General features: G+C 45.4%; 13 protein-coding genes and 2 tRNA genes. 1 reads left to right on the top strand and 14 read right to left on the bottom strand.

Annotated elements, in window-relative coordinates; translation table 11 throughout:
- Positions 1 to 55 precede the first annotated feature (55 nt).
- Together nlpI and pnp are read right to left on the bottom strand one after the other, a co-directional pair.
- Positions 56 to 958, bottom strand: coding sequence for a lipoprotein NlpI (gene nlpI, locus L5M71_RS00720; RefSeq protein WP_168822816.1), 903 nt, complete (start codon positions 956 to 958; stop codon positions 56 to 58).
- A gap of 192 nt (positions 959 to 1,150) precedes the next feature.
- Positions 1,151 to 3,250, bottom strand: coding sequence for a polyribonucleotide nucleotidyltransferase (gene pnp, locus L5M71_RS00715; RefSeq protein ID WP_263205887.1), 2,100 nt, complete (start codon positions 3,248 to 3,250; stop codon positions 1,151 to 1,153).
- Between the two features lie 195 nt (positions 3,251 to 3,445).
- Here pnp and L5M71_RS00710 point away from each other — a divergent pair, with 195 nt between their 5' ends.
- Entirely contained in the window at positions 3,446 to 5,509 is a 2,064-nt protein-coding gene (locus tag L5M71_RS00710) for a putative bifunctional diguanylate cyclase/phosphodiesterase (RefSeq protein WP_263205885.1), read from the top strand.
- 188 nt (positions 5,510 to 5,697) lie between these two features.
- Here L5M71_RS00710 and rpsO read toward each other — a convergent pair whose 3' ends face one another.
- The 12 genes from rpsO to folP all read right to left on the bottom strand — a co-directional run bounded on the left by rpsO (position 5,698) and on the right by folP (position 16,245).
- Positions 5,698 to 5,967 carry a 30S ribosomal protein S15 gene (gene rpsO, locus L5M71_RS00705; protein WP_028761447.1) on the bottom strand — a complete coding sequence of 90 codons (270 nt, stop codon included), beginning with the start codon at positions 5,965 to 5,967 and terminating at the stop codon, positions 5,698 to 5,700.
- Positions 5,968 to 6,115: 148 nt separating this feature from the next.
- Positions 6,116 to 7,081, bottom strand: coding sequence for a tRNA pseudouridine(55) synthase TruB (gene truB, locus L5M71_RS00700; protein WP_028761448.1), 966 nt, complete (start codon positions 7,079 to 7,081; stop codon positions 6,116 to 6,118).
- Positions 7,081 to 7,539, bottom strand: coding sequence for a 30S ribosome-binding factor RbfA (gene rbfA, locus L5M71_RS00695; RefSeq protein WP_105251700.1), 459 nt, complete (start codon positions 7,537 to 7,539; stop codon positions 7,081 to 7,083). The genes truB and rbfA overlap by 1 nt, the downstream gene beginning before the upstream one ends.
- 57 nt (positions 7,540 to 7,596) lie before the next feature.
- Positions 7,597 to 10,239, bottom strand: coding sequence for a translation initiation factor IF-2 (gene infB / locus L5M71_RS00690; protein WP_105251699.1), 2,643 nt, complete (start codon positions 10,237 to 10,239; stop codon positions 7,597 to 7,599).
- A 25-nt stretch (positions 10,240 to 10,264) separates the two neighbouring features.
- Complete coding sequence (gene nusA, locus L5M71_RS00685; RefSeq protein ID WP_028761452.1) at positions 10,265 to 11,764, bottom strand: transcription termination factor NusA; 1,500 nt, start codon at positions 11,762 to 11,764, stop codon at positions 10,265 to 10,267.
- A gap of 29 nt (positions 11,765 to 11,793) precedes the next feature.
- Entirely contained in the window at positions 11,794 to 12,249 is a 456-nt protein-coding gene (rimP, locus tag L5M71_RS00680) for a ribosome maturation factor RimP (RefSeq protein WP_006082718.1), read from the bottom strand.
- Between the two features lie 173 nt (positions 12,250 to 12,422).
- Positions 12,423 to 12,499: transfer RNA gene (locus tag L5M71_RS00675), tRNA-Met, on the bottom strand.
- 82 nt (positions 12,500 to 12,581) lie between these two features.
- A tRNA-Leu gene (locus L5M71_RS00670) sits at positions 12,582 to 12,668 on the bottom strand.
- 11 nt (positions 12,669 to 12,679) lie between these two features.
- Complete coding sequence (gene secG, locus L5M71_RS00665; protein WP_028761453.1) at positions 12,680 to 13,015, bottom strand: preprotein translocase subunit SecG; 336 nt, start codon at positions 13,013 to 13,015, stop codon at positions 12,680 to 12,682.
- 1 nt (position 13,016) lies between these two features.
- Positions 13,017 to 13,799 (bottom strand): triose-phosphate isomerase, encoded by a 783-nt coding sequence (tpiA, locus tag L5M71_RS00660; RefSeq protein WP_006082720.1) that lies wholly within the window; start codon positions 13,797 to 13,799, stop codon positions 13,017 to 13,019.
- 194 nt (positions 13,800 to 13,993) lie between these two features.
- Complete coding sequence (gene glmM / locus L5M71_RS00655) at positions 13,994 to 15,331, bottom strand: phosphoglucosamine mutase (RefSeq protein WP_263205882.1); 1,338 nt, start codon at positions 15,329 to 15,331, stop codon at positions 13,994 to 13,996.
- Positions 15,332 to 15,411: 80 nt separating this feature from the next.
- Entirely contained in the window at positions 15,412 to 16,245 is an 834-nt protein-coding gene (gene folP, locus L5M71_RS00650; protein ID WP_263205880.1) for a dihydropteroate synthase, read from the bottom strand.
- Positions 16,246 to 16,419 lie beyond the last annotated feature (174 nt).

Here is a 16,419-nt window from a genome sequence, read left to right as displayed (position 1 = left end):
GCCTCAGTTCGAGCTTGGCTAGGCAAAGCCCGAGATGAACTCGGGCTGAGAGAGGTTATTTTGTGGCTTCGAGCAAACCTTTGACTTTGGCGAGTTCAATACGCGCATATCTATGTTCGACAAAATCATAGATATTGGTTGCCAATGCTAAGCGAAAATAGTTTGCCGCATCTTGATATTGCTTAGTTTCTATCGCCATTTTTGCAAGGTAAAAATAAGCTTCGCATAAACGTTCAGCATATTCTTTCGGATATGTTAAGCCTACTTTAGCGGCTGAAAACACCTCATCACGGCTTTTTTTACCTAAATAATAATCGACGATAACGGTCGCCCAAGCATCATTTTCTAAATTCTGACGATGCTGCGCTAACTGTTTTTTAGCTTCAACGGAGTCAGCTTTCAAATCAATCAAATACAGCCATAATGCCCGATAACCATCTTTATTGTCGCCTGCATAAAACGCCTGCATATCTTTAGTCGCTAAATCAATACGGTCACCATAGTACAAAGCAATACCGCGATTCAAATAGGCATAATCATAATTAGGTGCTAACTCTAATACGCCATCGAAGGCTTCATAGGCGCTGTCGTATTCACCTTCTTGGGTGTAATAAATTCCAAGGAAATTATAGGCATCAGCGAGATCAGGCTGAAGTTTTAACGCTTGCATAAAATCAATCCGTGCAAGCAGTCTTAAGCCCACACTGTCGTAAATCACACCACGATCGTAATGAAATCTGGCTCTCTGTTCATTCGTCAGTTCGACCGTAGCCAAAATCTCGTTGAGTTTTGCCAGTGTCACTTCGACTTTATAATCAGGCATAACTGGCGCGACAACCAATTTACCTTCAACATCATTATGGTTATCTAAAGGAGACTGGGTGGTTGCGCATCCGGCTAACAACAGACTGGCACTGGCCAGCACAGCAACGACAGCGGTTCTAATTTTAAGACTCATCCATTTCTACCTTTTTAGATTCCCAACATACGCAGAAGAATCTTCATGATAGCAATCCCACCACAGGACCGCTATTAGGGAATTAAGATTAATACTGACTTTCTTAATGCTAAAACAAAAAAGGAGATCATTTGATCTCCTTTTGATGCAATCACTTAAAAAGTGTGTGACTATAAATAAGTCAAAGACTCATTATTCAGCAGCAGCTTCTTTCGTTTGTGCTTCTTTAATTGACAGACGTACGCGGCCTTGACGATCCACTTCCATCACCTTAACGGCAACTTCTTGGTTCAGCTCAAGGTGATCAGACACGTTAGCAACACGTTCATCACTGATTTGTGAAATGTGTACTAAACCGTCTTTGCCCGGCAGAATGTTCACGAACGCGCCGAAATCAACGATACGGATAACCTTACCATTGTAGATACGACCCACTTCAACTTCTGATGTGATTTCTTCGATACGACGGATAGCTTCTTTAGTTGCTTCGCCGTTTGAAGAAGCGATCTTCACAGTACCATCATCTTCCAGTTCAATCGTAGTGCCCGTTTCTTCGGTCAGAGCACGGATAACTGCACCACCTTTACCGATAACGTCACGGATTTTTTCTGGGTTGATCTTGATAACAGTGATACGTGGAGCGTGATCAGAAATATCATCACGGTGTGAACCAATCGCTTGATCCATCACGTTCAGGATATGTACACGTGCACCATAGGCTTGTTGCAGTGCGATATCCATGATTTCTTTAGTGATACCTTCGATCTTGATATCCATCTGCAGTGCAGTAATACCATCACGCGTACCCGCAACTTTAAAGTCCATGTCACCTAAATGATCTTCATCACCTAAAATGTCAGAAAGAACAACGAAATCATCGCCTTCTTTCACTAGACCCATAGCGATACCCGCTACAGAAGTCTTGATAGGTACACCGGCATCCATCAGCGCGAGAGAAGTACCACATACTGACGCCATAGAGCTTGAACCGTTAGATTCAGTGATTTCAGATACAACGCGTACGCTGTATGGGAATTCAGCCGCTGAAGGCATAACAGCGTTAATACCGCGCCAAGCTAACTTACCATGACCGATTTCGCGGCGCTTAGGTGATCCCACCATGCCTGTTTCACCAACAGAGTATGGAGGGAAGTTATAGTGCAACATAAAACGGTTAGTGCGCTCGCCCATGATGCTGTCGATCTTCTGAGCATCACGTTCAGTACCTAAAGTACAAGTGACTAACGCTTGAGTTTCGCCACGAGTGAACAATGCACTACCGTGAGTACGTGGCAATACGCCCGCTAACACACTTAAGGCACGGATCATGTCTGGTTCACGACCATCAATACGTGGCTCGCCACGGATGATGCGACCACGAACCACTTTCTTCTCTAAGCTACCCAGTAAGTTGTCAACTTCACGTAAATCAACGCTTGGATTGCTCGCTAACAAGGCTTCTTTTGCTGCTGCTTTAACAACAGAAACTTGAGCATAACGATCTTGTTTAACTTGGATTTTATACGCATCACCTAAACCAGCTTCAGCAAGCTCTTTGATTTGGGCAACTAAATCGGCATCTTGCGTTGGTGCAGTCCAATCCCAAGTTGGTTTACCGACTTCTGCTTTAAATTCAGCAATCGCCTTGATAACCACTTGTTGTTGATCGTGACCGTAAACTACAGAACCTAACATCACTTCTTCTGGTAATGCTTGGGCTTCTGATTCCACCATTAATACTGCACCAGCAGTACCAGCAACCACTAAGTTCAGTTGACTGGTTGCAAGTTGTGCAACACTTGGGTTCAACACGTATTCGCCATCAATGTAACCCACACGTGCAGCACCTAAAGGACCGCTGAATGGAATACCAGAAATAGCCAGTGCCGCAGAAGTACCGATCATGGAGATGATATCTGGCTCGATTTGTGGATCGACAGATACTACGGTAATGATAACTTGAACTTCGTTTTTGAAACCATTAGGGAAAAGAGGGCGAATTGGACGGTCGATCAGACGAGCGATTAATGTCTCATCTTCTGAAGGACGGCCTTCACGCTTAAAGAAACCACCAGGAATTTTACCCGCTGCGTAGGTTTTTTCTTGATAGTTAACAGTCAGAGGGAAAAAGTCACGGCCTGCATCTGCATCTTTTTTACCGACAACAGTGACTAACACTGTCGTGTCACCCATACTCGCTAAAACGGCTGCATCAGCTTGACGCGCTATAACACCTGTTTCCAGGGTGACTGTATGTTGACCATACTCAAAACTCTTTACAATAGGATTCACGTGACCCATTCCTTAATTAATGACCTTGAATTACGCGCGTAAGTATACTGCAATTCGGATCAATAGATAAAGAGCAGATAATGATGACAAATACGTAACTTTTCACTAAAGTGGTTAAATCAACAAAGAGTTGCGGTTTATATTGATACGGAAAATCTCGCCGATGGTGAATAATTATCATGAAGGATGCGCCCGATGACAGGCCGTTTTAAGTCACTGACGTGGAAACAAACTAACCTAGTCGTATTTACTGCCCTATTTTTTGCCATTGCCATTTTTATTGTTGAAATCGCTTTAGTCGTCGTATCAACCAAACAACAACTCACGACCACTCAGCAAGAACTCCTTGATTCAGTTGAACAACCTGCAGCAAATGCTGTATGGGCATTAGATGATAATTTAGCCCGTCAAACTTTAGAGGGTGCCATTAAAGTCGAACATGTTGGCTCGGCGGTGATTGAGCTAGACGATGGCTCAATGTTTGTTTCTGTCAGTAATAATAAGCAGAATAACTCACAGACTTTTATCAGTTTAAGTAATAAATTATTTGATGATCTCAAAGAAATTTCTCGCCCTTTGTATAGGCCTTTTTATTTTGAAGGTACCCAACAACAGCAACTCATTGGTACATTAACGGTTTTCTACGATACCCAAGAACTAACAAACACCCTCTTCTCGCAGTTAAGATTTAGTTTTTTTGCTACTCTCGCTCGTGCACTCTTACTCACCTTAGTGCTTTCCGTGGTATTCCATCGCTTCCTGACTCAGCCTATCGCACGCATCAGTGAGGCCATCGATAAGATCGAACCCGACTCACCGGACGAGAATCTCTTACCTATGTCCAACGCACACAAGGATGATGAACTCGGCTTAGTAACCTCGAAATTCAACCAAATTCTTATCCAATTTAGCCAAACCCAGTCCAAACTGCGCAAAATGGCGACCCGAGATCCGCTAACGGGTTTACCTAACCGCACATTATTGCTTGAAACCATCGCAGTCACTATCCAACGCTCGCGAGTACACAAACGCAGCTTTGCATTGATGTTTATCGACTTAGACCGTTTTAAGAATATCAACGATTCCCTTGGCCACGCATTAGGCGATCAATTTCTTGCCCGTATTGCCCGTATTGCCCGCATCCTTGAACGCTTCGTTGGCGATAAAGGCACAGTTTCCCGCTTAGGTGGCGATGAATTTGTTATTCTGGCTGATACAGTTCACACCCCTGATCAAGCGGCTGATTTTGTAGATAAGCTACTGATCCAGCTCAATGTCCCGATTCAATTAAATGAACATGCAATTCATCCTGCGGCATCAATTGGGATTTCTATTTATCCCGAAGACGGTAACAGTGCTGAAGATTTAATCCGTCACGCTGACATTGCCATGTACAGCGCGAAAGCTGCAGGCTCGAATCAATGGGCCTTCTTTAAACAGCAGATGACAGAGCGCGCAGCTGTGCGTTTACGCACCGAAGCATCTTTGCATGATGCGTTAAAAAACAACGAATTTTTACTGTATTTTCAGCCAAAACTCGACCTACAAACGGGCAAAGTGATCGCCTGTGAAGCCCTGATCCGCTGGCAAAAAGACGGCCGACTCATCAGTCCGGTTTCTTTTATTCCCGTCGCGGAAGAAACAGGGATCATCATTCCAATTGGACGCTGGGTAATAGAACAAAGCTGCAAGGTCTTGAGGGAGTGGCAGAAAAAATATAACTATGCCATCCCAATTGCGATTAATGTTGCCTCACAACAATTTGCCGATGCTAGTTTAGTGCCCGATATCAAGCAGATGGCATTACGCTATCAAATCCAACCCGAGTTGTTGGAAATTGAAATCACTGAAACCTCGTTGATGAACGACATTGAACTCGCTATCGCTAAGCTTGAACAATTGAAATCAGCCGGATTTGGCATTGCAGTCGATGACTTTGGCACAGGGTATTCTTCACTCTCTTACCTGCGCCATTTGCCTATCACTACCATGAAAATCGATCGTTGTTTCGTTTCTGATCTACCTGGGGATAGCGCAATTGCATCGACCATTTTAATGTTGGGAAAGCAGCTTAATTTGACCATTGTGGCCGAAGGCATTGAAAACGAACAGCAATTGGATTGGTTGAAAGAAAATCAGTGCCAAGTCGGCCAAGGTTTCTATTTTAGTCAACCTCTACCCCAAGCAGAATTTGAAGCGCTGTATATAGCAACACAAACAGCAACAATAAGCAGTCTTGATGGTTTACGTGGGGCTTAGGATACTTACATTGGCACTTAATCAATTCGATGCTTAATCACATTAAGCTAAGCATAACGGACCTAAACATTAGACTGATTTTGACTGTAACTTCTTTATATCTCTCGTTTACACAATCAATATTCTGTTGAATTTTAGGCAATAAAAAAGGAGGCTAAGCCTCCTTTTTCACGTTAGTCGACGCGAAATTAACGACGTAGACCTAACTTTTGGATCAGAGCAGTGTAACGTGCTAAATCAGTACGTTTCAGGTAAGCAGTTAACTTACGACGTGAGCTAACCATACGTAACAGACCACGACGTGAGTGGTGATCATGAATGTGCTCTTTGAAGTGATCTTGCAAATGGTTGATTTGCGCAGTTAACAAAGCAACTTGAACTTCAGTTGAACCAGTGTCGTTTTCACAACGGCCAAAATCAGCCAAAATTTTTGCTTTTGCTTCAGGACTTAGTGACATGTATATCTCCAAATAAATAATATGAATCTCTAGCCGATCACTAACTCAGCCAGAGGGCGCGCTATTTTACCCATAAACCCACCCTAGCGCAATAAAAGGCGGGGACTAATGCATCAACTAATTTAATCATTTGTCGATGGATAACGGGCTAATGCGTTTCTGCAGGTTCGTCATGGATAACAATGAGTCGTTTCGGCGCTAATAAGCCATCTTCGTTCATTGTGCCAATCCCCACAAACCGGCGAATATCACCTAAAGTGATACGTACCAACTCATCGGTTTTCAATTCTGCATTAACCGGTACACGAACCGCTTGACCTTGCATTAAGTAAGGAGCTATCGCATCCGGCACATTCACCTCTGGAAAATCGGCCACGGCCGTGTCCATAGGCAATAACAGAGGGTCGAGTAATACGCTCGGATCTATCTGTTGTTCATGTGCTTGAGCAACTAGCGCTTCAAGTTGTTCTAAAGTGACCATTCTGGCATAGGGATACTGTGCAACTTGGGTGCGGCGCAGCATAATCACATGGGCGCCACAACCGAGCATCTCACCGAGATCGTCTATGATAGTGCGAATATAAGTGCCCTTAGAACAATGAATGTCTAAGGTCAGCTCATCGCCTTCAAGACCGATGAAATTTAGCTCAAATACCGTAATAGGGCGAGATTCACGCGGCACTTCTATACCTTCACGGGCATATTTATACAGGGGCTGACCCTGATATTTCAGCGCGGAATACATAGAAGGAACTTGCTGAGTTTCACCACGGAAGAAATCAAGCGCGGTTAATAACTGCGCCTCGGTAAAATCAATGGCGCGGGTTTGCACCACTTCACCATCGGAATCACTGGTATCTGTCCGTTCGCCAAGCTTTGCAGTGACTAAATAGCGTTTATCGGCATCCAATAGATGCTGAGAAAACTTAGTCCCTTCGCCTAAGCATACAGGTAACATACCTGTCGCTAACGGATCGAGTGCGCCTGTATGCCCAGCTTTATTCGCATTAAAAAAGCGCTTTACCCTTTGCAATGCAAAGTTAGAACTCATGCCAGTGGATTTATCCAGCAGCACTATCCCATCGATAAAACGACCTTTTGGACGACGAGCCATTAATCTTTACCTTCCGTTTCATCTGCGTCATCAGCAATATCATCACCTAAGACTTCATCTTCAACCGATGCGTCTTCGCTGCCAAATTGCTGTTGCTTCGCTTTGTCTTGGTTGATCACTTGGCTAACTAAGTTAGACATGCGCATACCTTCAACTAGCGAGCTATCGTAGATAAAACGCAGTTCAGGCATGACACGCAGCTTCATACGACCCGCCACTAAAGTGCGGATATAAGGAGCTGCGCTGATCAAAGCGTTTAGCTTTTCTTGAACGACAGCTTTGTCTTCTTCGAAAAAAGTCACAAACACTTTGGCATAGCTGAGATCGCGAGAGACATCGACGTCATTCACAGTCACAAAGCCAATACGAGGGTCTTTCATGTCGCGCTGTAGCACTTGAGCAAGTTCTTGCTGAAGCTGCTGAGCGATTCGACGAGTACGACTGAATTCTTTTGCCATAATATTTCTTACCATAGCTTAAATTGATAAGGGCGGCTAAAGCCGCCCTTATTATCGTTACAGAGTACGAGCAATCTCGACGGTTTCGAATACTTCGATTTGGTCGCCTACGCGAACATCGTTGTAGTTCTTAACGCCAATACCACATTCCATACCATTGCGAACTTCAGCAACGTCGTCTTTGAAGCGACGTAGAGATTCGAGTTCACCTTCGTAGATAACAACGTTATCACGTAGTACGCGAATTGGCGCGCTACGCTTGATGGTACCTTCGGTCACCATACAGCCAGCAATTGCACCCAGCTTAGGTGACTTGAACACATCACGAACTTCAGCCAGACCGATAATTTGTTGTTTGAACACAGGAGACAGCATACCTGTCATTGCTGCACGCACTTCATCAATCAAATTATAGATAACGCTGTAGTAACGTAAATCAACACTTTCACTTTCGATAGTCTTACGGGCTTGTGCATCGGCACGTACGTTAAAGCCAACCATGATAGCGTTAGAGGCAGCCGCTAAGGTTGCATCCGTTTCAGTCAGTGCACCCACACCGCGAGCGATGATGTTCACTTTCACTTCGTCGGTAGACAAACCTGTTAACGAATCAGTAATCGCTTCGAGTGAACCTTGTACGTCTGCTTTAAGAACGATGTTCAGTTCTTTCACTTCGCCGTCTGTCATGTTCGCAAACATGTTTTCTAGCTTAGATTTTTGCTGACGTGCCAGTTTCACATCACGGAACTTACCTTGACGATACAGGGCAACTTCGCGAGCTTTACGTTCGTCACGTACGACTGTTGCTTCATCACCTGCAGACGGAACGCCTGACAGACCTAGAATTTCAACAGGAATAGATGGACCCGCTTCAGTGATTGAACGACCGTTTTCGTCTTTCATTGCACGAATTTTACCGTACTCAAGACCACACAGAACGATATCACCTTGGCGCAGCGTACCTTCTTGAACCAGAATCGTAGCCACAGGGCCGCGACCTTTGTCCAATTGTGATTCAATGACCACACCGGCAGCCATACCATCACGTACCGCTTTCAGTTCGAGAACTTCAGCTTGCAGTAAGATACCTTCTAACAGTTCATCAACGCCTTCACCTGTCTTAGCTGAAACGAAGGCAAACATGTTGTCTCCACCCCAATCTTCAGACATAACACCGTGTTGTGACAATTCGCTCTTAACGCGATCGATATCCGCTTCCGGTTTATCCATCTTGTTCACAGCCACGATTAATGGCACGTTACCAGCTTTAGCATGTTGAATAGCTTCGATTGTTTGCGGCATTACACCGTCATCGGCAGCAACAACTAGCACAACAATATCCGTTGCCTTGGCACCGCGAGCACGCATTGCGGTAAACGCGGCGTGACCAGGAGTATCAAGGAAAGTGATCATGCCATTTTCAGTTTCAACATGGTATGCACCGATATGCTGAGTAATACCACCGGCTTCACCAGCAGCCACTTTAGCGCGGCGAATGTAGTCGAGTAACGAAGTCTTACCGTGGTCAACGTGACCCATGATAGTCACAACTGGTGCACGAGATTCTAGCTTGATGCCATCTTCATCATCACGGTCTTGTAGCACTTGGTGCTCAAGCTCGTTTTCACGGATAAGCACAACTTTGTGACCCATTTCTTCAGCAACTAGCTGGGCAGTCTCTTGATCTAACACTTGGTTGATCGTGACCATAGAACCCATTTTCATCATCTGTTTGATGATTTCAGTCGCTTTCACTGCCATTAAATGCGCAAGTTCAGAAACAGTAACAGTTTCACCGATACGCACATCACGGCTCACTGCTGCCACAGGCTTATTGAAGCCATGCGCCATAGACTCAGGTGCAGTACTGCGGTTACGCATGTGTTTTTCACGGCCGTCACGAGCATCTTTGCCACCACGTTTTTTCGCGTTGCTCTTGTTACGAGCACGACGTCCGCGTTTTTCTTCATCCAGATCAGAAGTATCTTCAGCAGCACGAGCTACTTTAGATGTCGTGATGTGATGATCACCGTTTTTCTCAGCTTCTAAACGTTGGCGCTCTTCTTCGGCCCAGCGCTTAGAATGTTCTTCAGCGAGTAAGCGAGCAGTTTCTGCCGCTTTAGCCGCTTCTTCGTCTTGCTTACGTTTGGTTGCCGCTTCTTGCGCCGCTTTCAAACGTTCAGCTTCTAGACGAGCCGCTTCTGCTTCTGGTGACATATCTTTAACCACTTTCACTTCGGCTGCTGCTTTAGCTTTCGCCTTGGCTTCTGCTTCCACTTTTGCCTTAGCATCTGCTTCAGCTTTCACTTTTGCTGCCGCAGCAGCTTCTGCTTCGGCCTTTGCTTTTGCCAAAGCTTCTGCTTCGGCTTTCGCTTCTTCTTCAGCCTTCAGAGTAGCCTCATTAGCATCACGCTTAACGAAAGTTCGTGTTTTACGAACTTCAACTTTAACATCTTTAGATTGACCACCATTACCGGCCACACTTAGGGTCGATACGGTTTTACGCTGCAGCGTCATTTTCGTTGGCGCATTTTCGCCACCGTGCTGCTTTTTCAGATAATCCAGTAACTGCTGCTTTTCAGCTTCAGTCACTTTATCAGCTTGGCCTTTCTTAATTCCAGCCTGAGAGAATTGCTCAATCAGACGTTCAACACTTTTACCCACTTCCGTGGCCAATTTCTCTACGGTAGTATCTGCCATCAGTTAAATCCCCCTGTTGATCGACTTATGCTTCTTCGCCAAACCAACAGATATTGCGGGCTGCCATGATGAGCTCACCTGCTTTTTCTTCTGTCAATTCTTCAATTTCGATCAAATCATCAATGCCTTGTTCAGCCAAGTCTTCTAGAGTCACAATACCTTTGCTAGCGAAAACATAGGCTAAGTGTCTTTCAACACCTTCAAGTGCTAGCAACTCTTCACTTGGCTCCACACCATCCAGTGCTTCTTCAGTAGCGAGAGCTCGAGTTGAGATCGCCGCTTTTGCACGTTCACGTAAAGCTTCGACGAGATCTTCGTCAAAACCGTCAATCGCCAATAGTTCAGACACAGGCACATAGGCAACTTCTTCGAGCGACGTAAAGCCCTCGTCTGCCAGTACTTGTGCAAAATCTTCATCGACATCCAGTGAGTTAACAAATAAATCAACCACCTTGGCACTTTCTGCCTGATGTTTCTTATTCATATCTTCCACTGTCATAACGTTCAGAACCCAACCAGTCAGTTGTGTTGCTAAACGTACGTTCTGGCCATTACGTCCAATGGCTTGTGCCAAACTATCGGCTTCAACAGCGATATCCATAGAATGGTTATCTTCGTCGACTATGATAGAGGCAACATCGGCTGGCGCCATGGCATTGATCACGTATTGTGCTGGATTATCATCCCACAACACGATATCAACACGTTCGCCACCCAGTTCATTCGAAACGGCTTGTACACGCGCACCACGCATACCCACACACGCACCGATAGGATCGATACGGCGATCATTCGACTTAACGGCGATCTTAGCGCGAGCGCCTGGATCACGAGCAGCGCCCATGATTTCAATCAGTTCGTCAGCGATTTCAGGCACTTCAACACGGAAAAGCTCGATCAGCATTTCAGGCTTAGTACGGCTTAAGAATAACTGTGCACCACGAGCTTCTGGACGTACTGAGTACAGTAATGCACGCACACGGTCACCAGGGCGGAAAGATTCGCGTGAAATTAAGTCTTCACGGAACAATACGCCGTCAGCGTTATTACCTAAGTCAACCACTACGCTCTCGCGAGTCGCTTTTTTGACCACACCAGTGATTAACTCACCTTCTTGATCTTGGAACTGCTCAACCACTTGCGCACGTTCAGCTTCACGTACTTTCTGTACGATCACTTGCTTAGCGGTTTGAGTGGTAATACGGTCAAACACCACTGACTCGATATCGTCTTCGATAAACTCGCCAGGCTGGATGTCCGGATTTTCGTAACGTGCCGCTTCTAACGTGATTTCACGATAAGGGTTTTCTAACGCTTCACCGTGATCATCAACTACCATCCAACGACGGAAAGTATCATAACCACCGGTTTTACGGTCGATAGCAACACGAACGTCAATATCACCTTCGTACTTTTTCTTGGTTGCTGTGGCCAGAGCAATCTCTAGCGCTTCAAAAATTTTCTCGCGTGGAACGGCCTTTTCATTTGAAACCGCCTCAGCGACTAGCAGAATCTCTTTATTCATCTCGTCTTGCCTCGTTCACCTTGAAACCATCAAAACTTAGCGATTAAGTTGCCTTTGCGGATATTATCCAATGCGACAACTAACTCTTTACCATTCACTTTCAGCGAGAGCATTTGCCCGTCGACCGCAGTGATGGCGCCTTTTAAATTACGACTGCCGTCAACCGGCATAGTCAATTGAAGCTTTACATCCTCGCCTACATAGCCCGCGTACTGCTCAGCAGTAAATAAGGGTCTATCTACGCCTGGCGAAGAAACCTCTAGGGTATATTCTGTAGAAATAGGATCTTCAACATCGAGTACAGCACTGACTTGGCGACTTGCATTGGCACAATCTTCAATATTGATACCATTCTCACCATCAATGAACACTCGCAGTGTGGAATGCTTACCCGCTTGAACATATTCAATGCCCCACAGCTGAAAGCCTAATGCTTCCACAGGTACTTTGAGCATTTCTGCCAGTCTGAATTCTAACGTTGCCAAGATTGACCCCCGAAAAAACAAAAAAGGGCTTAATAGCCCTAGTACAACGCCACATACGAAGCATGCGACAAATTTAAAAGTCCCAGATAACAAAAAACCCCGTAATCACGAGGTCATTAATTTCAAGAACCTGTAAACCATAACGAATTCAAAAACTATTCGTTACTAGGAGCTGGTTGCGGGGGCCGGATTTGAACCGACGACCTTCGGGTTATGAGCCCGACGAGCTACCATGCTGCTCCACCCCGCGTCAACTGTGTGCAAGTATATTGACTATCGTCATTTCTTGCAATAACTAAGAGAGAACTTATCTCGCCTATCTTAGTTATATTTGGTGCCGAGAGCGGGACTTGAACCCGCACGACCGTTAGGTCACAGCCACCTCAAGGCTGCGCGTCTACCAATTTCGCCACCTCGGCGACACCTTTTACTAGTCAGGAATTTTCGTTTCTGACTTTTGGGTTCCTTGCTCAACAGGTTGGGTAACCTGTTCAGTGTCTGAACCTAAATCTTTCCATGAATCTTCATTTTTTGCGTGGTTTGCACTTAAGTTACCAATAAGCAGACTTAAAGTGAAAAACGCAATGGCAAGAATCGCCGTGCTGCGTGTCAGGAAGTTACCTGAACCGCTTGAACCAAAAAGAGTACCTGATGCACCGGCGCCAAAAGAGGCCCCCATATCAGCTCCCTTACCTTGCTGTATTAATACTAAGCCGATTAGACCTAATGCAACCAACAAGTAAATAACTACTAGAACTTCATACATATTATGCGCTCATCGCTATGGTACACAGACTTAAAAACTCGCTAGAGTTTAAGCTAGCACCGCCAATCAGTCCACCATCAACATCAGGTTGGGCAAATAAATCTGCAGCATTACTCGGTGTCACACTACCACCGTAGAGAATCCTGATATTTTCTCCGATAAACGGAGACACTTCAGAGAGGCGTTTGCGAATAAACGCATGAACTTCTTGTGCCTGCTCTGGTGTAGCACTTTTACCTGTTCCTACAGCCCAAAGCGGCTCGTAGGCGATAATAGCGTTATCAAAAGCCATAGTGCCATTTTTCTGAATCACTATATCCAACTCTTCAGCAATCACCTCAAAGGTGCGTCTTGCTTCACGTGCTGGACCTGACTCACCCACACATAAAATTGGGGTTAAGCCATGCTTTTGTGCAGCGGCGAATTTCTCCGCTACGATATTACTCGTCTCTCCGTACATACGGCGACGTTCTGAATGCCCGATAATTACATATCGACATCCTGAATCTTTGAGCATCTGACCTGAAACTTCTCCGGTATAAGCGCCAAAGTCATGTTGACTTAGGTTTTGTGCGCCCATCCTAACAAGTGAACCGTCTAACGCTTCCTTGTTTGCTTCTAGCAGTTGCCTAACGCTCTCTAGATAGATAGAAGGCGGGCATAAAACCACTTCAGCTGAATCATTTTGGAGCTTAGAGGCAAATTTTTTGAACAACTCTTGTGCTAATGCCGCACTGCCGTTCATCTTCCAATTGCCAGCTACCATAGGACGTCTGAGTGCCATCACTGTCTCCTCTGAAAGCGGCGTGAATAATAGCGAACCACTTATTAAGTTACAATAGCTAAATTCGAATTTTTTCAGATATAAGGTTGGAATGCTTATTTTTTACACGCCAAAGCTGTTTTCTGTTCATTTGTGCAGCTAACACCTTAATTTTAAATTGGTATCAGCCGCACTCATTACAAAATTAGTAAATATTAGCTTGCCGATTTTACCGCATCCGCAATCAAATTTGCGTGCGCCAATACTGCACTATGATCGTCACCTTCAACCATGACACGGATCAAAGGTTCAGTACCTGACTTACGTAATAATACTCGGCCACGCACGCCCAGTTGAGATTCAACCTGTGCCTGCGCCGCTTTAACTTTATCTGACTTAAGAGGGTCATGCTCGCCTTCAAAGCGCACATTGACTAACACCTGCGGCAACATTTCCATCGCAGAAGTCAGTTCTTCTAGCGTGGCATTCTGACGACGCATAGCCGCTAACACTAAAATCCCCGCAACTATGCCATCACCAGTTGTGCCGTGATCAAGATTGAGGATATGCCCTGAATTTTCACCGCCAATGCGCCAATCGAGTTCTTTAAGTAGTTCCATCACATAACGGTCGCCCACTTTCGAACGTGCAAAGGGGATGTCTAATGCATGCAAGGCGAGATCAAGCCCAAGGTTTGACATTAACGTACCAACTACACCACCGCGTAATACGCCACGGGATTTCGCATCACAGGCCAGAATATATAAAATTTGATCGCCGTCGATCACTTCGCCTTTGCTGTTGACCATCATAATACGGTCACCGTCACCGTCGAGTGCGATGCCTAAATCGGCACTTTCGGCTAGAACGGTTTCACAAATTTTGCCCATGGACGTCGCGCCCACTTTATCATTGATGTTCATCCCGTTGGGTTTATCACCAATGGCAATCACCTCGGCGCCTAACTCACGAAACACAGCTGGCGCTATGTGATAAGTTGCGCCATGGGCACAATCAACCACAATTTTTAACCCAGTTAACGTGTGTTCTGCAGGAAAATTACCTTTGCAATACTCAATATAACGGCCACGGGCATCTTCAATACGCGATACCTTCCCCAATAGATGCGATTCAACACAAACGAGGGGCTTTTCAAGCTCGGCTTCAATTTCTAGCTCTAGGTTATCGTCTAACTTACTGCCGTCGGTGGAAAAAAACTTAATACCATTATCGTAATACGGATTGTGTGACGCGCTGATCACCACCCCAGCTTCGGCGCGAAACGTGCGCGTCAAATAGGCTACTGCTGGCGTTGGCATAGGTCCCATTAACATCACATTAAGGCCTGCAGCAGAAAGGCCAGCTTCTAATGCTGACTCAAACATATAGCCCGAAATACGCGTATCTTTCCCTATAATCACCTTTTTGGTACCACTGCGGGATAACACGCGCCCCGCCGCCCAACCTAACTTAAGCGCAAGCTCAGGCGTCATTTGACCTGAACCGACTTTTCCCCGAATACCGTCAGTTCCAAAAAATTTACGTTCTTTCATATCGCTCCACAAACTCAAATGTGTCCCAATGATTTGGGATCATAATATTAATTAAATGCTTAACGAGAGCATAACGATGCTTAAAAATACGCTTGTGTCGCTTGTAACACCTTGAGCATATCCACAGTTTCAGTAACATCATGCACACGAATGATATGAGCGCCCTTTTGGGCCGCTATCATAGCGCCAGCAAGGCTCCCAGCAAGACGTTCTGAGGTCGGTTTTGCTAAGAGGTTTCCTATCATGCTCTTACGAGACAATCCTATCAATATCGGTAAATCAAACTGGGCAAAACAGTCGAGCTTCGCCAGTAATTCATAGTTATGCTCTAAGCTTTTACCAAAACCAAATCCCGGATCGAGTATTAATAATTCACGGGGGATCCCTGCTCGCAAGCAAGCTTCAATCCGCTCAGTTAAAAAGGCAGAAACTTCTTCAATAACATTATGGTAAGTCGGTGCAAATTGCATGCTTTGGGGTTCGCCTTGCATATGCATTAAGCATATGGGGACTTGCAACTCTGCAGCAGCTTCAAGCGCACCGGGTTCCATCAGGGCGCGCACATCGTTAATCAAATGTGCGCCCGCAGCAACAGCTTGACGCATGACTTCAGGTTTACTGGTATCGACCGAAATCCACACATCATGGTGCGCCGCAACATATTTCACCAACGGGATCACCCGCGCAAGTTCATCGGCTAAGCTCACCTCGGCGGCGCCAGGTCTTGTCGACTCACCGCCAATGTCTATCATTCCCGCGCCTTGAGCCACCATGTCATCGGCATGCTGACAGGCAAGCTCATAGGAAGAATATTGACCACCGTCGGAAAAAGAATCGGGAGTGACATTAAGTATACCCATCACAATGGGCGAAGATAACGCGAGGCGTTTAGTGCCAGCAATCAGTTCAAACACGCATTTACTCCTGTAATACGAACACTTACGATTTTACTCACTGGCATAACTTGCGTCATTAATTTCAAGCCTTCATTTTCTATCCGAAAAGACCAATGTCAGAAGATAAATATCAATGGTGGCAGAGAGTATTAATGACAGCGCAGTCAAATTGCTACAAGGTAAAACAAGAAA

This window comes from Shewanella sp. SW1, from assembly GCF_025653545.1.
Lineage (GTDB): Bacteria > Pseudomonadota > Gammaproteobacteria > Enterobacterales > Shewanellaceae > Shewanella > Shewanella oncorhynchi.
The sequence above is the reverse complement of the archived record's forward strand: the minus strand, read 5'-3'. Positions and strand labels throughout refer to the sequence as shown.

Excerpts from the sequence above, each read along its gene's own strand:
- truB (WP_028761448.1), bottom strand. The coding sequence starts at position 7,081 with ATGGCTCGTCGTCCAAAAGGTCGTTTTATCGATGGGATAGTGCTGCTG.
- rpsO (WP_028761447.1), bottom strand. The coding sequence starts at position 5,967 with ATGTCACTAAGTCCTGAAGCAAAAGCAAAAATTTTGGCTGATTTTGGC.
- glmM (WP_263205882.1), bottom strand. The coding sequence starts at position 15,331 with ATGAAAGAACGTAAATTTTTTGGAACTGACGGTATTCGGGGAAAAGTC.
- tpiA (WP_006082720.1), bottom strand. The coding sequence starts at position 13,799 with ATGGCACTCAGACGTCCTATGGTAGCTGGCAATTGGAAGATGAACGGC.
- secG (WP_028761453.1), bottom strand. The coding sequence starts at position 13,015 with ATGTATGAAGTTCTAGTAGTTATTTACTTGTTGGTTGCATTAGGTCTA.
- rbfA (WP_105251700.1), bottom strand. The coding sequence starts at position 7,539 with ATGGCAAAAGAATTCAGTCGTACTCGTCGAATCGCTCAGCAGCTTCAG.
- nusA (WP_028761452.1), bottom strand. The coding sequence starts at position 11,764 with ATGAATAAAGAGATTCTGCTAGTCGCTGAGGCGGTTTCAAATGAAAAG.
- nlpI (WP_168822816.1), bottom strand. The coding sequence starts at position 958 with ATGAGTCTTAAAATTAGAACCGCTGTCGTTGCTGTGCTGGCCAGTGCC.
- infB (WP_105251699.1), bottom strand. The coding sequence starts at position 10,239 with ATGGCAGATACTACCGTAGAGAAATTGGCCACGGAAGTGGGTAAAAGT.
- L5M71_RS00710 (WP_263205885.1), top strand. The coding sequence starts at position 3,446 with ATGACAGGCCGTTTTAAGTCACTGACGTGGAAACAAACTAACCTAGTC.